15 protein-coding genes, 1 pseudogene and 1 riboswitch are annotated in these 18,365 nt (G+C 58.8%); of the genes and pseudogenes, 3 read left to right on the plus strand and 13 right to left on the minus strand.

Annotated features, from left to right (window positions below; genetic code table 11):
* Nucleotides 1-22: 22 nt before the first annotated feature.
* From metE to NKI05_RS28110, 11 genes are all read right to left on the minus strand, one after another.
* Nucleotides 23-2,374, minus strand: a complete 2,352-nt coding sequence (gene metE, locus NKI05_RS28055) for a 5-methyltetrahydropteroyltriglutamate--homocysteine S-methyltransferase (protein ID WP_352793743.1) — start codon at nucleotides 2,372-2,374, stop codon at nucleotides 23-25.
* Nucleotides 2,375-2,469: 95 nt separating this feature from the next.
* A riboswitch (cobalamin riboswitch) is annotated at nucleotides 2,470-2,666 on the minus strand.
* A gap of 312 nt (nucleotides 2,667-2,978) precedes the next feature.
* Entirely contained in the window at nucleotides 2,979-3,971 is a 993-nt protein-coding gene (locus tag NKI05_RS28060) for an adenosine kinase (protein WP_352793744.1), read from the minus strand.
* 97 nt (nucleotides 3,972-4,068) lie between these two features.
* The gene (gene metK / locus NKI05_RS28065; protein WP_352662744.1) at nucleotides 4,069-5,244 is read right to left on the minus strand and encodes a methionine adenosyltransferase; all 1,176 of its coding nucleotides are present in this window, start codon (nucleotides 5,242-5,244) and stop codon (nucleotides 4,069-4,071) included.
* Between the two features lie 53 nt (nucleotides 5,245-5,297).
* Nucleotides 5,298-6,635: a serine hydroxymethyltransferase gene (gene glyA, locus NKI05_RS28070; RefSeq protein ID WP_352793747.1), complete on the minus strand. Its 1,338-nt coding sequence runs from the start codon at nucleotides 6,633-6,635 to the stop codon at nucleotides 5,298-5,300.
* A gap of 838 nt (nucleotides 6,636-7,473) precedes the next feature.
* On the minus strand, nucleotides 7,474-7,791 hold the full coding sequence (locus NKI05_RS28080) for a hypothetical protein (RefSeq protein WP_352793749.1): 318 nt from the start codon (nucleotides 7,789-7,791) through the stop codon (nucleotides 7,474-7,476).
* A gap of 5 nt (nucleotides 7,792-7,796) precedes the next feature.
* The gene (locus tag NKI05_RS28085) at nucleotides 7,797-8,324 is read right to left on the minus strand and encodes a recombinase zinc ribbon domain-containing protein (RefSeq protein ID WP_352793751.1); all 528 of its coding nucleotides are present in this window, start codon (nucleotides 8,322-8,324) and stop codon (nucleotides 7,797-7,799) included.
* Between the two features lie 125 nt (nucleotides 8,325-8,449).
* Entirely contained in the window at nucleotides 8,450-9,685 is a 1,236-nt protein-coding gene (locus tag NKI05_RS28090) for an NAD(P)/FAD-dependent oxidoreductase (RefSeq protein ID WP_352544093.1), read from the minus strand.
* 87 nt (nucleotides 9,686-9,772) lie between these two features.
* Entirely contained in the window at nucleotides 9,773-10,093 is a 321-nt protein-coding gene (locus NKI05_RS28095) for a non-heme iron oxygenase ferredoxin subunit (protein ID WP_023762853.1), read from the minus strand.
* 114 nt (nucleotides 10,094-10,207) lie between these two features.
* Complete coding sequence (locus tag NKI05_RS28100) at nucleotides 10,208-11,218, minus strand: sterol desaturase family protein (protein WP_352544091.1); 1,011 nt, start codon at nucleotides 11,216-11,218, stop codon at nucleotides 10,208-10,210.
* A gap of 34 nt (nucleotides 11,219-11,252) precedes the next feature.
* Nucleotides 11,253-12,146 (minus strand): 3-methyl-2-oxobutanoate hydroxymethyltransferase, encoded by an 894-nt coding sequence (locus NKI05_RS28105; protein WP_352544090.1) that lies wholly within the window; start codon nucleotides 12,144-12,146, stop codon nucleotides 11,253-11,255.
* A 203-nt stretch (nucleotides 12,147-12,349) separates the two neighbouring features.
* Nucleotides 12,350-13,312, minus strand: a complete 963-nt coding sequence (locus tag NKI05_RS28110) for a ribokinase (protein ID WP_352544089.1) — start codon at nucleotides 13,310-13,312, stop codon at nucleotides 12,350-12,352.
* A 244-nt stretch (nucleotides 13,313-13,556) separates the two neighbouring features.
* Here NKI05_RS28110 and NKI05_RS28115 point away from each other — a divergent pair, with 244 nt between their 5' ends.
* A complete protein-coding gene (locus NKI05_RS28115; RefSeq protein WP_352793755.1) occupies nucleotides 13,557-14,420 on the plus strand; it encodes an AraC family transcriptional regulator in 864 nt (287 codons plus the stop codon).
* Nucleotides 14,421-14,580: 160 nt separating this feature from the next.
* Here NKI05_RS28115 and NKI05_RS28120 read toward each other — a convergent pair whose 3' ends face one another.
* Complete coding sequence (locus NKI05_RS28120) at nucleotides 14,581-15,273, minus strand: hypothetical protein (RefSeq protein ID WP_352544087.1); 693 nt, start codon at nucleotides 15,271-15,273, stop codon at nucleotides 14,581-14,583.
* A 458-nt stretch (nucleotides 15,274-15,731) separates the two neighbouring features.
* Between NKI05_RS28120 and NKI05_RS28125 the strand changes: the two are divergent.
* Nucleotides 15,732-16,134: pseudogene (locus NKI05_RS28125) on the plus strand (pantoate--beta-alanine ligase); the annotation flags it as partial.
* A gap of 103 nt (nucleotides 16,135-16,237) precedes the next feature.
* Nucleotides 16,238-16,426 (plus strand): hypothetical protein, encoded by a 189-nt coding sequence (locus NKI05_RS28130; RefSeq protein WP_352793775.1) that lies wholly within the window; start codon nucleotides 16,238-16,240, stop codon nucleotides 16,424-16,426.
* 906 nt (nucleotides 16,427-17,332) lie between these two features.
* Here NKI05_RS28130 and NKI05_RS28135 read toward each other — a convergent pair.
* The gene (locus NKI05_RS28135; protein WP_352544139.1) at nucleotides 17,333-18,271 is read right to left on the minus strand and encodes a LysR family transcriptional regulator; all 939 of its coding nucleotides are present in this window, start codon (nucleotides 18,269-18,271) and stop codon (nucleotides 17,333-17,335) included.
* Between the last annotated feature and the right edge of the window lie 94 nt (nucleotides 18,272-18,365).

Below are 18,365 nucleotides of genomic sequence, written 5' to 3' on the forward strand. Positions count from 1 at the left end.
ACACGGTGAGGAAGGAGAAGGCTCAGGCCTGCACTTTCTTCCGGAGCGCGCGCGCTGCAGCGACCATGTTCATGAGGGCAGGGCGGACCTCCTCCCATTTGCGTGTTTTGAGGCCACAGTCCGGGTTTACCCACAGTTGGCCGTCGGACAGTCGCTCGCGTGCAAGCATGATTAGGTCCGAAATCTCGCCGACCTCCGGGACACGTGGTGAGTGAATGTCATAGACGCCGGGACCGATTTCGTTCGGATATTTGGTGCTCGTGAAGGCGTCCAGCAGTTGCATGTTCGAGCGCGACGTCTCAATCGAAATGACATCGGCATCCATTTCAGCAATTGCGTCGATGATCTCGTTGAACTCCGAATAGCACATGTGGGTATGGATTTGAGTCGCGTCCTTTACACCCGTTGAAACGATCCGGAAGCATTCGACAGCCCATTCGAGATAGACATTCCAGTCGGACTGGCGCAGTGGCAATCCTTCGCGAAACGCGGCCTCATCGATCTGGATCATCCTTGCGCCGGACCTTTCGAGATCCGTGACTTCGTCGCGGATGGCGAGCGCGATCTGGCGGCAGGCTTCGGAGCGGGGTACGTCGTCGCGAACAAAGGACCAGTTGAGAATGGTGACTGGGCCCGTGAGCATTCCCTTCACGGGCTTTTCCGTAAGCGACTGGGCGAATTGCCACCAGCGCACCGTCATCGGATTGCGCCTCGATACGTCCCCGAAGATGATGGGGGGACGCACGTAGCGCGACCCATAGCTTTGTACCCAGGCATGCTGGGTGAAGGCGAAGCCGGACAGCTGCTCGCCGAAATGCTGTACCATGTCGTTTCGTTCGAACTCACCGTGCACCAGCACGTCCAGCCCGATCTCTTCCTGCCAACGAATTGCTGACTCGATCTCCTTCTTCAGGAAAATCTCGTAGTCGACATAACTGAGCTGGCCCTTCGCATGAGCGGACCGCGCGCGGCGTACCTGCGGCGTCTGCGGGAAGGACCCGATTGTCGTCGTCGGGAACGGCGGCAGCCCGAGCGTGCCGGCCTGGACTCTGGAGCGCTCGCCAAAAGCGCTCTCTCGTCGTTTCATGCTATGGTCAATGCTGGCGATCCGCCCCTCAACAAGCGGATCATGGATCTTCGTGGACGTCAAGCGAGTGGCGGCAGCCTCGGCAGTCGCTTTCAACGCGCCTGCCACCGCATCCCTGCCTTGGGACAGGGCCCGGGCCAGCAAGACCAGCTCGTCGGTCTTCTGGGCCGCGAAGGCGAGCCACGACCTGATGTCGGCCTCGAGTTCCGTCTCCATGCGCAGGTCAATCGGCACATGCAGCATCGAGCAAGAAGGCGCGATTTCGACGCGGTCCAAGGGCCAGCCGGCGACGATCGGTTTGATGCGGTCGAGAATGGCGGGCAGGTTCGCACGCCAGACGTTGCGGCCATCGATCAAGCCAAGCGAGAGCACCAGATCCTTCGGAGCGAGCCGACCCACCGTTTCCAGCTGCTCGGGAGCGCGCACGAGATCAATATGCAGCCCGGCCAGGGGCAGAGAAACCGCGGTTTCGAGATTGTCTCCCAGCGACCCGAAATACGTAGCCAGCATGATCTTCAGCTCGGGCGCGGCTTTCGACAGCTGGCCATAGGCGAATTCGAACGCAGCTTGTTCGTTCGGGTTCAGATCGAGGACAAGCGCTGGCTCATCGATCTGCACCCAGTCGGCTCCCGACAGCTTCAGCCTCTGCAGGACTTGCTCGTAAACGGGCAGCAGCCGCGGTAGGAGCGCGATGGGACCGAACCCTTCGGCAGGCGATTTCGCCAGCTTGAGGAAGGTGATGGGTCCAAGGATGACTGGGCGTGTGTGAATGCCGAGAGCTTTAGCCTCGAGGAAGTAATCGACCGGCTTCGATGACGAGAGGGCGAACGTCTGATCATCATCGAGTTCCGGCACAATGTAGTGGTAGTTGGTGTCAAACCACTTGGTCATTTCCATCGCGGTTACACCAGGTCCATGAGCCTCCTCCTGGTGACCAGCGTGTCTACAATCCTCGGTCTGAGCCGGGTTGCCGCGCGCCATTGCGAAGTAGATGTCAAGTGGGACCTCGCCGCTATTCCAGCCGTAACGGGATGGAACGGCGCCGACCATGGCTGCGGTGTCGAGCACATGGTCGTAAAGCGAGAAGTCGTTCGACGGGATTTTCGATACGCCGCGATCGCGCTGCTCCTCCCAGCTAGCGGCACGGAGCGCCTTCGCCATCGTGAGAAGATCACTAGCGGACGATGTTCCGGACCAGTAGCTTTCAAGCGCGAATTTCAGTTCTCGCCGACGACCGAATCGCGGCACGCCGAGCGTTGCTACCGGAATTCGCTGAGAGACAGTCATGTCATACCCCGTTGATTGGGGCGTCGGTGACAAGGAAGACGCTAGCAGGCCGGCACCAACGCCGGGTTGCAGCGGCCACCGAGACACCCCGCCCGTGGACGTAATTCGCCGTGGCAGGTCTCCTGGCTCGCGGGGTCACTACCCGTCTTCCCGAGGGTATTCGCCTCGGTGACATGAGTGGGGTTGACTCGCCGCTAACAGTTGCGGGGGCAGCGCCGGCATCGCACCGGCTTCCCTCTTAGCTTCGCTGCGGCAGCGCCGCACGCGAAGAACCACGACACGCAGACAATCACAACAATCCGCTCTCTTGTCAATGACGCATAACGAAATGTTTATGTCGTTATGCGATCGCGCTTTTACGCTTGTCTAACATTGTGAAATATTCAGTCGCCCATTGGCGGCGCTGCTGCGCTGCCACCATTGTCCAACTAATGGATTCCTGTCGGGCTGCGACATCCCTCGCAGGGTCGCCCATGAAGGATTTCGGACAAGACTTCAAGCGCGTGACAACGTCGTTAGAATGCAGAAGATCGCAGCGAGCTTTGACACAGTTCCGCCACTGCGATGATCGCGTCAGTAGGGCGGCTGGTTAGTTGCCGCGCATCTACAGCAACCCAGCCCGTTCCGCCTCGCGGCGCAAATTCTGCCTTGGCCTTGGGCCGATCTGCTGGATCACCAGGCCGGCCGCCAGCGAGCCAAGGTCGCCGCAATCCTTCAGGCTGCGCCCGCTCGTATAGCCATAGAGGAAACCGGCGGCGTAGAGGTCGCCGGCGCCGGTGGTGTCGACCAGCTCGCGGATCGTAGTCGCCTGAATGGTGACGGTCTCGTCGCCGCGCACGATCACCGAGCCTTTTTCCGAGCGGGTGACGGCGGCAATCTTGCAGTCCTTGCGGATCGCCGCCAGCGCCTCGTCGAAGGATTTGGTCTGGTAGAGCGACTTGATCTCGTGGCTGTTGGCAAAGACGATGTCGACGGTGCCCGAGCGCATCAACTCGAGGAACTCGTCGCGGTAGCGGTCGACGCAGAACGAATCCGACAACGTCATCGACACTTCGCGTCGGGCCGCGTGTGCGAGCTTCGCCGTCTGCCGGATCGCCTCCTTGGCGCGCGGCGGATCCCACAGATAGCCCTCGAAATAGGTGACCTTGGCGCCCGACGCCTTGTCGGCCTCGACGTCTTCCGGCCCGAGTTCGATGCAGGCGCCGAGATAGGTGTTCATCGAACGCTCGCCGTCGGGGGTGACGAAGATCATCGAGCGCGCCGTCGGCGGCTGTCCCTCGAGCGGCCTGGTGTCGAAGGCAACGCCCTGGGCATGGATGTCGTGGGCGTAGATTTCGCCGAGCGGGTCGTTCGACACCTTGCCGAAGAAGGCGGCGCGGCCGCCGAAGCTGGCGACGCCGGCCGCCGTATTGCCCGCGCTGCCGCCGGAGGCCTCGATCGCCGGGCCCATGCGGCTGTAGAGCAGCTCGGCGCGCCTGGTGTCGATGAGGTTCATCGCACCCTTGATGATGCCGTTGGTCTCGAGGAATTCCTCGTCGCACTGGGCGATGATGTCGACAATGGCATTGCCGATGCAAAGCACGTCATAATCGGGCATCAATGTCTCCGCCAAAAAACCCGAGCCGCTTCTCGCCACGCCTGCCAGGCGTGGGTCTGCCCGGTGGGAATGGGCTTTTCCAATCCGTTCGCCGGTCTCACGGGGCGGCGAGTCCTGCCTCGCGACGCAATTCGTCTGCCCTGTCTGTCTTCTCCCAGGTGAAATCAGGCTCTTCACGGCCGAAATGGCCATAGGTCGCTGTATTGCGGTATATAGGGCGTAAGAGATCAAGCATCTTGATAATGCCTTTCGGTCTGAGATCGAACAACTCTGGAATGAGGCGCTCGATCCTGCTCTCCTCAACCCTGGCTGTCCCGAACGTGTTGACCATGACGGAAACCGGACTGGCCACGCCGATTGCGTAAGCAAGCTGCACCTCGCACACGTCTGCGAGTCCGCTAGCGACGATGTTCTTTGCGACATAGCGGGCCGCATAGGCAGCTGAGCGGTCAACCTTGGACGGGTCCTTGCCCGAGAAGGCGCCGCCGCCATGACGACCCATCCCGCCATAGGAGTCGACGATGATCTTGCGTCCAGTGAGACCGCAGTCGCCGCGCGGCCCGCCGACTACGAACCGCCCCGTCGGGTTGACCAGAATTCTGATGCCTTCCGTCTCCAGGTGGGTCGGCAGGACAGGCTTTATGATTTCCTCAATGACGCCCTCGCGGACAGTCTCTTGCGAGACCTGCTCGTCATGTTGCGTCGACACGACGATGGTATCCAGGGCGACCGGGCGCAACCCCTCATAGCGCACTGAGACTTGGGATTTCATGTCAGGACGCAACCAGCCAAGCTGTTGTGCCTTCCGGACATACGCCTGCCGTTTCGTCAAGCGATGAGCGAGCTGGATCGGCAAAGGCATCAGGGTATCGGTTTCTCGGCATGCGTAGCCGAACATGAGGCCCTGATCTCCCGCTCCCTGCTGGAGGTCTTGCCCTCTTCCCTCGTCAACGCCTTGGCTGATGTCGGGCGACTGCTCGGTGAGGGCATGAACGACGGAGCAACGCCGGCCGTCAAAGCCGACGGCCTCGTCGTCGTATCCAATGTCGAGAATCGTATCACGCGCAACTTGGCTATAATCCACCTGGGCATCGCTGGTAATCTCGCCAGCCAGAACGACTATCCCTGATTTTACCAACGCTTCACAGGCGACGCGCGCCTTGGGATCTGTGCGGAGGATGGCATCGAGGATGGCATCCGAGATGTTGTCAGCCAACTTATCCGGGTGCCCCGCGCCAACCGATTCGGAAGAGAACACGAACTGCCTAGCCATGAATACCTCGCTTCGGATGTTGGATGTGGTATGGGCATTTTGCTTGGCCCACCTTACTTGTCGGAGATGCCCGGGACCTCGAACGCAGCGCACAAGTCGGCAACGTCTCTTCGCACACAGGCATGGAGATCTTCGTCGTCTGGCCGCTGGAGGACGGAGTCAATGAAGCCAGCAATTTGCTCCATTTCCACATCGCGCATGCCCATTGACGTCACTGCTGGCGCCCCCAGGCGAATTCCGCTTGTGACCGCCGGATCCCGCGGGTCGCCAGGAACCATGTTAAAGTTTGTGATGATTCCTGCCTTTGCTAGTCGCTCGGCATAGGCCTTGCCCGATAGTGGCCGATTGCGAAGATCAAGGATCAGCATGTGATTGTCCGTCCCCCCGGTAACCAGGTCATAACCTCGCTCAAGCAGTGCAACTGCCAGAGCCTTGGCATTCTTAACCGTCTGTTGGCCGTAGCTTCGGAAGGACGGGTTCGCGGCTTCGTGCAAGGCAACCGCTAGCGCAGCGATGGCATTCATGTGAGGCCCGCCTTGCAGGTGAGGGAAGACCGCCCGGTCTATTCGTCTGGCGAGATTGTATTTGCTCTTTGTATGATACAGGGCCTGATAGCGATCTTCGTTCCTTGACAAAATGAAGCCACCGCGGGGACCGCGGATCGACTTATGGGACGTGCTGCTGACCACGTCGCAATGGCCCACGGGATTCGGGTGCGCTCCCGCGGCAATCAGGCCGCTGATGTGCGCAATGTCGGCTACGAGATAGGAGTTCGCTTCCAGGGCGATTTCTGCCATTGCCGCGTAGTCAAAGACACGCGGGTAAGCAGTTCCGCCGACCCAGATGAGCCGCGGCCGTTCCCGCTTGGCTGTCTCGCGCAAGCGGTCATAGTCAATCTGCTGTGTCGTTTCATCCAACCCATAGGGGACGCGTTGATAGTCAGTACCGGAAAAATTGATGGCCCAACCATGAGTCAGATGGCCCCCTTCCGGAAGGGGCAAGCCCATGACTTTGTCACCGGGACTCAAAAGCGCACGATAGACAGCCTGGTTGGCCGGTGAGCCGGAATAAGGCTGGACGTTGGCATGCTCGCTGCCAAATAGTGTTTTCAAGCGCTCAATGGCTAGCTTCTCAAGCTCATCAACGATCTCGTTTCCAGCGTAGTAGCGCGCACCGGGGTACCCCTCGGCGTACTTGTTCGTGAAAATCGAGCCGTTCGCTTCCAGCACGGCCGAGGACGCAAAGTTCTCTGAGGCGATGAGCTTGAGGGTCGTCCGCTCCTGCTGCTCCTGTCTCAGAAGCAGCTCGTGAACGCGGCAATCAACCGCGGCCAAGGAAGACCGCCCATAGGTGTCGGGCTGCGCGATCGCGCCGTCGGCGGAGTTGTCCATGGTAGCTTCGCACTCCAATTGGATTGACCTACTTCACTATCAGGCATGCGGTCCCCTTCGGCCGCGTGTTTCGTACCGCTTCAAGCCTTTGCAGGTCCTGTTTATTATAGCCGTCGCGATGGGGCAGGAGATCGACCAGTAATCGAACCAGCCCGCCGTCGTTGGATTCTGCTTTGAGATGGTACGAGCGCCACGGAGGCTGTTCGTTGCAGCAAAGCAAGTCGGCTCTGGCGAGTAGCCGGACGTGTCGCGCAACCCGCTCTCGACACACGCCCAGAATCTCCGCTAGCTCGCAGACAGTTAGGTCCGCATGCGCACAAAGGCCCAGGATTCGAAGGCGATCAGAATGGGCTGCCGTGCGCAGGCGACTGACCAGTGCCATCATGGGTCAGGCCCAAGTTCTACCGAATTTCTCATTTCCCGTTCTCCACAGAAGTTGCAGCTTTCGAAGGTTGTCCAACGACCAGACAAATCTCGGTGGCCGTGACCGACCGCCGAAATCGCTGTGTCGAACAAACTAATGGGCGCTCTTCTTGCCATTGCCTTTAGCCGAAATTGCAAGCAGTTCGGCGAGTCGGAGGATAAGCGGCGCCAAGGTTTGACCACTGATCTCAGATGTTGCAATAAGCCTACCATTCACAGCGAGCCGGAGTTGCTAAGAGTCTATGAATTTCCTTGAAGGATCTGTTGCAACGGTTGTCGAGCTGGCCTGCTCCCGGTTTGCAGCGATCAATCTCGAGCAGACTGACCGTGATGCAAAGATGAAGGAAGGTTCCCTTTCAATCCGATCTTCTTCCCGACCAAGTAGTGGTAGTCTCCTGACCTGACGATCACAGGTTCAAATCCAGTCCCCGCAACCAACGATTCTTGCGAAAGCAAGGCACCCAAAACCCCGGCCTCCGAAAGGACGTCGGGGTTTTTCTTGTTCGCCGCGAACCCGCAGGATTGCGGCAAGGTCGCCGCGAAGCACGATCGCCAGCTCATCTTCGGCGGGCACGAGGGTGACCTGATCGACCAACGTCCGGAAAACCTCCGCTGCCTCGGCCTTGCTGTCCGCGCTCTGTAGGCTCTCATAAAGTGTCGAAATACGCTGGCGGTATATCTCCGCCATGTTCAGATGCAGAAGCGGCGGCGGCTCGTCGACGTTGGCCAGCAACTCGGTCAGTTCCGCCTTGCGGGCTTCGAGGTCGCCAATCTTGTCCTTGAGCTGAGCCCCGGGCACACCATCCAGTATGGCTTGAATCGCTCGCTCCAAGTCTCGGCGGACGCGTTCCAACTCTTTGCGCTGGCTGATGACGTCCGAGCTACGCTCAATCCGAGCCGATTCACCTCACGAGTGAATTCCTCGCAGAATTCCTTGAATAGCTCGGGCTCCATCAGGTTGGTCCGTAAGCCGCTGAGCACCGAGGCTTCCAGCGCGTCCCGCCGGATATTCAGCCGGTTATCGCAGGTGCCCTTATTCCGTGACGTTGCGCAGCCCAGCAGATCCTTCGAGATCATCATGTAGCCGCCGCCACAGCAGCCACACTTCACAAGGCCGGCAAACAGGTGCTTCGGATGCCGTCGCTTGTTCAGCGCATTCTCACCGGGCTCAGACGTCTCATAGGCGAGCGTTTGCTGGCGTGCCTTCACATTGTCCCAGACGTCCTGATCGAGATGCGCATCTCCGGCACTTCCTGCATCATCCACTCGGACTCAGGATTGAGACGCGACACGCGCTTTCCCGTATCCGGGTCTTTCGATAGCGGAGCCGGTTCCAGACGAGGCGGCCGATATGAAGTTCGTTGTTGAGGATGCCGACGCCGCGCTTCGGGTTAGCTGACAAGCAGTGACTTGAGACTCATCGTGGGGTCGGCCAGTGCTGCAGGCGAAAGCTTGAGGCGCCTCGCGATCAAGGTCTCGGAGAAGCGGATCTCCTTTGCGATGACGCCAAGTGAACCGAAGCCACACGCCGCAACAAGTTTGCTGTCGTGGTCCAGGTAGAATAGGACCGTGCCCTTTGGACCAAGATCTCGGTGCACGGCAGAGTGATCAGGGCAAATGCCCGCGATCTGAAGCGTCTCTTCATATTGATCCGACCAAAACCACGGAATGACGTCGTAAATTTGGTGTGCCCCCAGCATGTTGGCAGCCGCAGTCATCCCCTGACGTCGGGCGTTCTGCCACGCCTCCAGTCGCAGCCGCCTTTCATAAAGGGGGTGTGGAAACGAGCAGCAGTCCCCGGCAGCAAAAATGTTGGGATCGCTGGTCGCTAGTGTCTCATCAACAACTATGCCGTTGTCGACGGACAGACCGGCTGCCTCTGCTAGCTTCACGTTGGGCACGGCGCCGATCCCAACGACGACTTTGTTGGCGTAAAAAACTCTCGCGTCGTCAAGAATGATCAGCGTCTGCTCGGCGCGCCTTTCTATCCTGGTGATGGACGCAGCTGTAACGATCTGAACGCCAGCTTCCTCGTGCCTACCCTGAATCAAGCGGGCCAAGACTTCAGGCACCGCCCTGGTCAACAGACGCGGTCCGGCCTCAAGCACGACACACGATGCCCCGCGAGAGACCGCACTCGCGGCGACCTCCAGTCCGATAAAGCCCCCGCCAATGACAACGATTTTAGAGCCTGGTCCAATGGCCGCCCTCAAGCGAACTGCGTCGTCGTGTGTCCGAAGGGTGAGAACATTCTGCGCGCTGCCGTACCTCGGTGGGAGTGTACGGGGAGCGGCTCCAGTCGCAAGAAGGAGCCGTTCGTAAGGAACGTTCGGTCCATCGGAGATTTTCACCGTTTGACGCGAGCGGTCGATCGATAAGGCCGATCGACCGAAGAACGTCGTTACGCGGAGCTCCCTCAGACGATCGGATGTCAGTATGTGCCGTGGGCCCGGCGGCGGTTCTTCCACCAGAAACGCCTTGGAAAGGGGAGGCCGCTCATATGGCAAAGAATCTTCCGAGCCAATCAGGATCAACGGTCCAGTCCAGCCACCTTCGCGCAAAGCGGTGACCGCGGCTGCTCCAGCCTCGCCGGCGCCAACGACGACCATGGCTCGTTCGCTTTCCATTTGTCCCTCCTGACCAGTTCGCGTGTGTTGCCGCGATAAAAAAGGCGAAATAACCTCTGGCTGCGCCGGTCGCGATCGACTTTTCGGTCACATCCTGATGTAAACGGAGTCGGCTTCAACCTTCACTTGATAGCTTTTGAGGTCGATACAGGCCGGCAGGGCGCGTGACTCTCCAGATCGATAATCGAAGGTGCCGAAATGTTTGGGACACTCGATGATGTTACCGTCGACTATACCATCGGCGAGATGCACCTTTTCGTGCGAGCAGTGGCCATCCATCGCGAAGAACTTGCCGTCGGGCGACCGCACGACAACAAACGTTCGGGAGCCGACATCGACCCTCAGGGCTTCCTCGGGTTGGAGTGCGTCGACGGTGCACGCGACTACCCAGTTTTCTCCACTTGTCATAAGAGCTCCTTGAACATGGGTCGGTTCGAATACTCGCCGACATTGCTAGAGGTCGGCCCCGTCACAGGGCCGAGATTTTGATGTTGGATCGCTGGAAATTGCGATGTGTCTTGATCAGGCGGAGCCACCGCGGGTGTATTTCTTCGCCTTGATCCGCCTGGCCATCACCTCGTCGGACTCTGGCGAGCCGTCGTGGAAGGTGCCGAACCATTCATCGAGCGGGATGCGCTTCTCTCCGTAGTTCACTTCGAAATACTTGTGGTGGAGATAGTGATAGTAGTTGTCGGTATCGATCATGTGGTCTCCATCCACGACCATCTTGTCGAATCCCACATGCGACTTGGCGGGAGAGAGTCCTGCATGCATGAGTTGGAACATCGAATGAAGCGGATGTGAGGGTACGACGAAATGTATCACGACGCCCGTGAAGTACAGGAAGTGCTCGACGGGATGCATGGAAAGACCCGACCACGGCCCCGGGTTGACATTATTGTGGTGAAGTTTGTGAACCCAGTGGTATAAAGGGCCCACATGTATTAGGCGGTGAATTAGGTAGAAGTGCAGTTCGCGCCAGGCGGGCACGAGGATGAGCAGTGCTACGAAGTAGACAGGGTGCTTGGCGAAAGCGACATACGGGAGATACCCGTTGGCATAAAGCCACCATGTGGCGGCCTCGACCGCTGTCCAAATTGGAACCGCACTGCACATCGTCCAGAAGATGTTCTCCGCGTTCTGATTGCCGAACAAGAAGGTCGGGTTATCGATGTCGGGCCACTTCGCATTATACTTGAACTTCGTCTGCTGGCGCCGCATGACATAGAAGATGAGGTGAAAGCCTCCATAGAGAGCAACCGTCAAAGCAGCGTTTCGGGCAAGGATCAGCGATATCCATTGCGCATGAAACTCCCGCATGGTCTCGAGCGAAGGAGTAAGATAAAGCCATACGATCAATGAAGCTGCGAAATAGCCGGCATTCCAAGGCCAGAGGTAACCGGGGTATCCCAGAAACCAACGCAGGAACTTCAACGGCTGAGCTGGCCAAACGAAGATAGGCGAGCGTTGTAGCTTCTTATTCGGCGTCCAGTTCCCGCGCTTATCGCGCTTTCCGTAAAGGGTGTCGTCCATTTCCTTTCTCCAGTAAATCGGCATTCTGAACCCGTCACTTGCGCCGGGTTTGACCGTAGGGAGCAATCAGAGCTCTCGATGTTACGGGCCGGTGAGCTCTCAGGCCTTTTGCATCGAGCGCAGAGACGAAAGCTTCGAATTCCATGTCGCTGATCTTCGACATTTCCCGGTCACCGGGAAATGCCCTCATACAGACGTCATCACGAAACGCCCGCAGCGCGCGGACGCGCTCTTCCTGCACACGCTTCTTCAGTTCATGCAGATTGCCGTAGGCTTTGGCGTGTCGAGGCAGGCGCTCGGCCTCACCACATATGTCTTCCGTAAAAAGGAAGAGCGCGTCGGCATCGGGACCAGAACCAAGTGACACGGTCACAAGACCGGTACGTCGCCGTATCTCTGACATCACTTTGGCAGGAATAACTTCGCATTCGACTGCGAAGGCGCCAGCATCCTCAAGTCGCCGGAATCGCTGATACAGCTGGACGGCTTCGTCCGTGGTTTTTCCGACTGCGCGGAGCTTTCCCACCCATGTGGATTTTCTTGGTACCAGTCCGAGGTGACCCATCACCGGGATGTCTTCCGCAGCCAGAGCGCACACCGTGGACAGCCCCCTGGCAGTTATCACGGCGTCCGCTCCATCGGTGAGTGCCTTGAACGCGGATCGCAGAATTTCGTCGGGCGTCACTGCCTCGGCAAACCCAAGGGCAGCCGTTGTGAAGATCCTGCGCGATCCTCTTCTAACCGTTTCGACGTTGCGGGCGCGAGCGACAACCATCTCTATGCCCGCCTCTTCGGCTGCCGCGGCTTCCTCTTCCGTGTTAGCAGTGACCTGCGTGTACCGTTTGCCAAGCGACCGGGCGGCTCGGAGATCCGCAACGGTGACCGTACGTTCGGCCTCTTTGGCACTCCAGTCGAATATACGTTGCATGCTGGGTTTTCCTTCCCGTGAACTCACGGAGCCGTTTGGGCGATCTTGACCTCGGCCGCACAACACGTGCGCGACCGAGGAGGCCTTGGGAGGCATGGTAGCTAGTTCAAGCGGTGGGTATATTCGATGGCTTTGCATCGCTCATAACAGGAGCACCGCCCACCGCATCATCGGATCTGGACCAGACACCGGGCTTTCCCGGCCTAGCTACGCTGGCACATGTTCAGCGCGCTCTGGGAGAAGTTCAGTGAACGGTACATCTCATCGACTGCATCTCGTCTTGCCATCCCTGGAATTACCCCAAGCTTGGTGCACACCAGAGCGCCACAGGCGATGCCGAGCTGTGCTGCCTCTACGACGCCACGCCCCTCGGCTAGTCCCACAGCAAAGCCGGAGTTGAACGCGTCGCCGGCGCCTGTAGTATCGACGACATCGATCTTGGCTGCGGGAATTTGCACATCGATCGAATCCGTCACGATTAGAGCTCCCTTTTCACCAAGCGTGACGACCACATTTCGCGCGCCGCGCGATCGAAGAATATCGACCAGTTCGCGAGAGGGGCGAGGATCGTCGGCTTTGAGCCCGAGAAGGATCCTCAGTTCGCTTTCATTAGGGGTGAGATAATCCACGTACTGGAATATCTCATCCGGGAGCGGCGTCGCGGGCGCGGGGTTCAGGATGGTAATCTTGCCGTGTTTACGGCCTAGTACCATCGCGCGCATTGCCGCGGATACAGGCGCCTCTAGCACCGCCATCACAACGTCGCTGTCCTGGATGCAGCTCTCGGCATCATCTACGAAAGTGGCGTCCATGAGGCTTGTGGCGCCGTGGTCAATGATGACGAAGTTTTCGCCTTTCTCGTTGAGAATGATGAAACCAACTCCGGTCGGGCTATCTGCCACTTGCCGCACATGAGCGCTTCGGACGCCTTCGAATTTGTAGAGGTCGGTAGCGATCTCGCCGAACTTGTCCTGCCCAATCATTGCCACCAGTGCAGAGTCAGCTCCCAGACGCGCAGTAGCGACGGCCTGGTTAGAACCCTTGCCGCCCGGCCCCATGTCGAAGCTGCTGCCAAACAGGGTGACGCCGAAAACAGGGATTTCGGGAGTCCGAATGGTCAGGCCGACAGCGAAACTGCCGACGACCGTGATTTTAGGTTTAGTCATAGATCCCTCCCTCGGTAGCTAACGGGCAGCCGCCTCGAAGCCGTTTCGATTTATGGATCCATGCCGAATGAGGCGTCGGGGACAGCGGACATAAAGTACCTTCATTTCTCTCCTCCCAGTGCCTAGGATCACCTACGCATACAAAACGCGCATACTCCGGAGCGACCCGAAGGCCCGCCGTCAATTCACGAAAGCACCATAAGCTGGCCAGATAGCGCTGGAAATGGACAAATGTCGCGCCGACATGTATCAGACGCGCATGACAAATATACCGCAGCACACTCTGTTTCCGGAGAGTCACTACTACGTCCCGGAGGATGGCTGGACTCAACACGCTTACACCGTGGTACGAGCCGGTAAAGCCGTTACGTCGGTCGATCATTTTATTCAGCGTGACGCTTATCCGGGTCAAGATGTCATGGTCTGTCTATCAGGTCGCGGCTTTGTCCTGACGGAGGGTAGGACATTGAATGTTGAACGCAATCAATTGGTCTGGATTGCAAATGAACTCCCCCACGCCCATTGGCCGGATAGGACCGATCCTTGGACCGTGCTGTTTATAAGGCTCGACGGACCAAGTTGCACCGCGATTCGCAAGAAGGTCTTTGGTTCGGGACCGACGAGCGTTACTCTAGCTTCACTGGAGGAAATCGAATCTTGGTTCGGGTCACTGTTTGAAGCACTGCGTGCTCGAAGGGACGATATCGACCTCGCACTTAACCGCTTCGTTGGGGAGCTGGTTCACAGCATCGCAATGCCACGGACAACTTTCGGTAAAACCAGGCTTCCTGCCGCCTTGGCCGACATCGTCGGCAGGATGCGCAAGGAACCGCAACGATCCTGGCGTGCGGAAGAATTATCCGCGGTATCTGGGCTCAGTCCTGCTCAAACTCGACGGCTGTTCCAAAAGCATCTGCAGATAAGTCCCCGGCGGTGGCTTTCCAAGGAGCGCATTATGATGGCGCAAAAGATGCTCCTTGAGACCGATCTGACCGTTAGCGACGTCGCCGATCAATGCGGTTTTTTTGACGCCTATCACTTTAGCCGCGAATTCAAGCGGAGCATTGGTACAAGTCCGCGCTATTGGCGACGAGGTGAAGGACGTTGAATATCGCAAAAACCGCCACAACTATGCAAGCTCGCGGTGAGCCCCGATGCGGTACAGCCTCCCGCCGCGGACTGACGCCGTATCGATTGATGCAAAGATTGAAGCTTCCACCAATACCTCATGATCACCTCTAGCCAGCAGAAGCTGCGTGATTGGCGCTCTAAAACTTTTCAAACCCGACCATTTTCATGGCCCAGCAGCTGACGCCGCCTTTGTCGTTGCGATGGATGAACATCTTTCGGATCGACGTCTCGAGGTTTCTGCGCTCGATCGGGGACAGGAAGGCAATGTCGAGCCCGCGCGTGTGCTTGAACCTCTCGACTACCGCAGCGGTTGGGTTACAAGACGGCAATCTTGCGGCAGTTAGGTTCGTGACATGCAGATCCTCGATGATGTAAAAGCCGCCAGGCTCGACGATAGGAAAAAGCTTTGCTAGAGCAAGTTGCTGATGGTAAGCGGCGTGCGAGGCATCGTCGATGATGATCCTTACGGGCGGCAGTGAGCCCGCAAGGCGTTCCAGGGCTGCCGGATCGCCCATGTCCAGCCGCTCGAAACGAAAGCGGTCTATCTTGAAGGCACTGAAATCTGAAATGTCGCAGCCGATGATGTTAGCTTTGGGAAAGAACTCCAACCACATCTTGATCGACGGTATGTCTTCGACCTTGCGAGTGAACAGTTCTTCGGGATCGGCACAGCCCCGCTGCAGTCCAATCTCGACCATCGTGAAAGGTTCGCGCCGAAATTCCTCGAACAGAAACGAGTAAAAGCTGGTGTAGCCATGGGCGTGGTAAACCTCATCGCCCTTGTCAGTTCCGAGCGCATTGGCCAGTTTCGTCAAATTTGGAACGCTCATTGTGAAATCACCCTTTTTTGCACCACCGCCACACGGAACGAATATTATCGGCTAGCACTGTCGTTACGAAGATTTGACGGAGCGAGCCATAGCGCTGATCATTGACCAGGCGATGCGTTCAAGACGCGTGCCAAACGTCCAGTGCTGATTTGTCTTGGCTATCCCGTCTGGCATGTGTCGCGTGCCGGACAGAACGTCGTAACTCCGACATCGGATCGCAGGCGTTCCATCTGGATGTCGTGCTTCTTAAGCCTGCAGCCGATCTGGCGCCTCGACGACAGGCCATGTCGAGGAGGGCCGGTTGAGGAAATGATCATGGCGGCGGCTCGATCGAAGCGGGGACGGAAGACTGTGCCAACATCGTGGTCCCTCCTGCAGTTTAAGTGAACTGACCGCTTTCCAGCGGCCGAGCATCTGTTCGGCGATGCGCGAAGGACGGTCAATCGTGGAGAAGGCGCATGAGCATCCCGATCGCACGAACCGTCGCCGAGTTGCGCATAGCTGTGGCCGGATGGCGTCAGGATGGCCTGAAGGTCGCTGTCGTGCCGACTATGGGTGCCTTGCATGAAGGCCATCTGAGCTTGATGCGTGCCACGCTCGCCAAGGCCGCGCGGCCGATCGCGCGGCCTACCCGCGCACTGAGCATGACAATGCCGCCAAGCTCCCGCCGCTCGGCGCTCATCTGCTCTACGCGCCAAATGCAGCGGACGTCTATCCGGAAGGGTTCGCCACCATGGTGTCGGCGGGTGGGGTGAGCGATGGCCTGTGCGGCGCGTTCTGTCCCGGCCATTTCGACGCGTGGCAACCGTCGTCGTCAAGCTCTTTCTGCAGACGCGTGCCGATCTCGCCTTCTTCGGCGAGAAGCATTTCCAGCAACTGCACGTCGTTCGCCGGCTCGTCCGCGATCTCGACATCCAATCGAGATCGTCGCAATCCGACGGTGCGTCAAGCCGACGGCCTAGCAATGTCGTCGCGCAATGTCAGGCTCTCGGCCGAACAGAGGTTAGCGGCGCCCAAGCTCCCCAAAATCCTCCCCACCTCGGCCGAGCGCTGTCGGCGGGGGCGCCGGCGGAGCTTGTGCTTGCCGAGGCCAGGCAAGCGACCCTGCCGGTTACGACCAATTCGAGTATCTCAAGCTACGAGCAGACCATGACCTGTCGCCACTTGGAGAGCATGAGGAACTGTGGGGCGGTTGTGGCGGAGGTTCTCTGAACGGGCCGGAACCGCGCCACAGAAAGTGCCCGTTTTGCCGCAGCGTGACTGCCCCACAGTTCCTCATGCTCCCCTGTAATTCGTCGTGAGAAGCTTCGCCCTGTGCACGGCTTTCCCGCGCTCCGACTACTACGGAAGCTCCGCCCTTGGTGCCGTCTATCTCCGGCCGTCGCGGCTAGCCCAGTGCCATACTGGGCAGACAGTCCAAGTTCCCGTGTTCCGATTTCCGACCTTGATGCCCGTAGGCGGTGAGCTTTACCCCAGGCGATGCGGAAGACAGGGCCATGAGCGCTCCCCCGTCCGTCTTGGGCGCTTTTGACGCGCCCCGCAGGGGACCAGCCGACCGTGACTGATCGCTTCTTACCTGCCATGCCAACAGCACGATTTGGAGGCGTCAACGGTTGAATCCGAGGCTTCCGGCGCTCGCTTCGTTATCTCGCCATAGACACTGTGGTAGCCCGGCCTGCGGTCGATGGTCTGCACCCGGTACAGTTCAGGCCGATCTGCTTCTGACACCCAGCCGGCGACGCCCGGTCGAGCTTCTCGGCCCCCTTCCGCCCGCGCTCCTGCAGGCGGGGCGGCATTGCAGCCGCCGGTCGAAAATCAGCAAGCTTGAGAGGTGGCTATTCCATGTTCACCTCCGGCGCCGCCATGGCGCACCGTCGAGACCGATATACCGCTCCATGGCTGTCCTCCGTTCGATGCCTGGGCCCAAATCGGAGCCCGTTCTTCATCCTATCGGGATAGCCAGCCGGCTAGAGGTTCGAACATCGCCGCCACGTCTGAGGTGGCCACCGCTCCCGCGATTACGTCATGTTTGTTCTTCGGTCCCCGCAGGTCAGTTGCTTTATGCGGTTTGCCGGTTGCTTACCGAATTCCAAGGGCACGAGCTGATGACGTCCTCAATCGCGGAAACAAGCATCTCACCAAGACGCACCGAAGCACGCGAGCGCGCTTGCTCGGGGGGCGCGATTAACATCAGATCGAAGAACGGAGCATTCTTCAACGGCCTGACCTCCGCATCAAAAGCGTCCTCGAAATAGTGAGCGGTAAAGGGATCGACCAGCGCGATGCCCAGTCCCGCCATCGCCAGATGGGCCGCCGTGAGAGAAATGTGGCCGTCGACGCTGCTTTTCTCCTGAATCAAACGGGCGAGCAGCGTGTCCTCGCATAAGGCAAGCATGTATCCCATGCCGGGCACGATTAGCGGTGTGTCGCCGCTGTTGGCGATGTCGAACACCTTGCCGGTGTCGCCGAGGCCTGTGTGGTGGGGGCCCCCCAGCGCGACATAGGGCAATCGCCACCGCGCCACGACATTGATGTCGCGCATGTCACTGAGCGGGCTCACCAGGCCGAGGTCGAAACGGCGAGTGCGGACCCAATGAAAGATGCGCTGCGTGCCGCGCAATTCCACAGTGATCGAAATGTCGCCAAACGCTTTCTGCCACGCGCTGACCGCTTTCGGTATCACCTGCGAAACGGCAGCCGGCACGGTTCCGAGTGTGATCTGGGTGCCTTTGTATTCACCGATCTCCTGCGCGGCGCGTTCGATTTCCGTTAAGCCATTGAACGAGCGGTCGACCTCTGCGAACAGCATTTCGGCCTCCGGCGTCGGCGAAACGCCGCGGCCATGACGGATGAAAAGCGGGTAGGAAACGCGGCGTTGCAACACGGCGATTAGCCGCGTGACGTTGGGCTGGGAGGTATTGAGCATCCGGGCGGCGGCCGAGATTGAACCGCTCGTCATAACGGCCCGAAAGGCCTCAATTTCACGGAATCCGAGCATCGCCAACCTATATCATATGTTGATATCATACATCCAACTTCATATTAGTCGAGATAGGTGAGATGTGCTTTTCTTGGGCAGTTCCAAGGGAGGA

It is taken from the genome of Mesorhizobium sp. M0771, from assembly GCF_040320155.1.
Classification (GTDB): domain Bacteria; phylum Pseudomonadota; class Alphaproteobacteria; order Rhizobiales; family Rhizobiaceae; genus Mesorhizobium.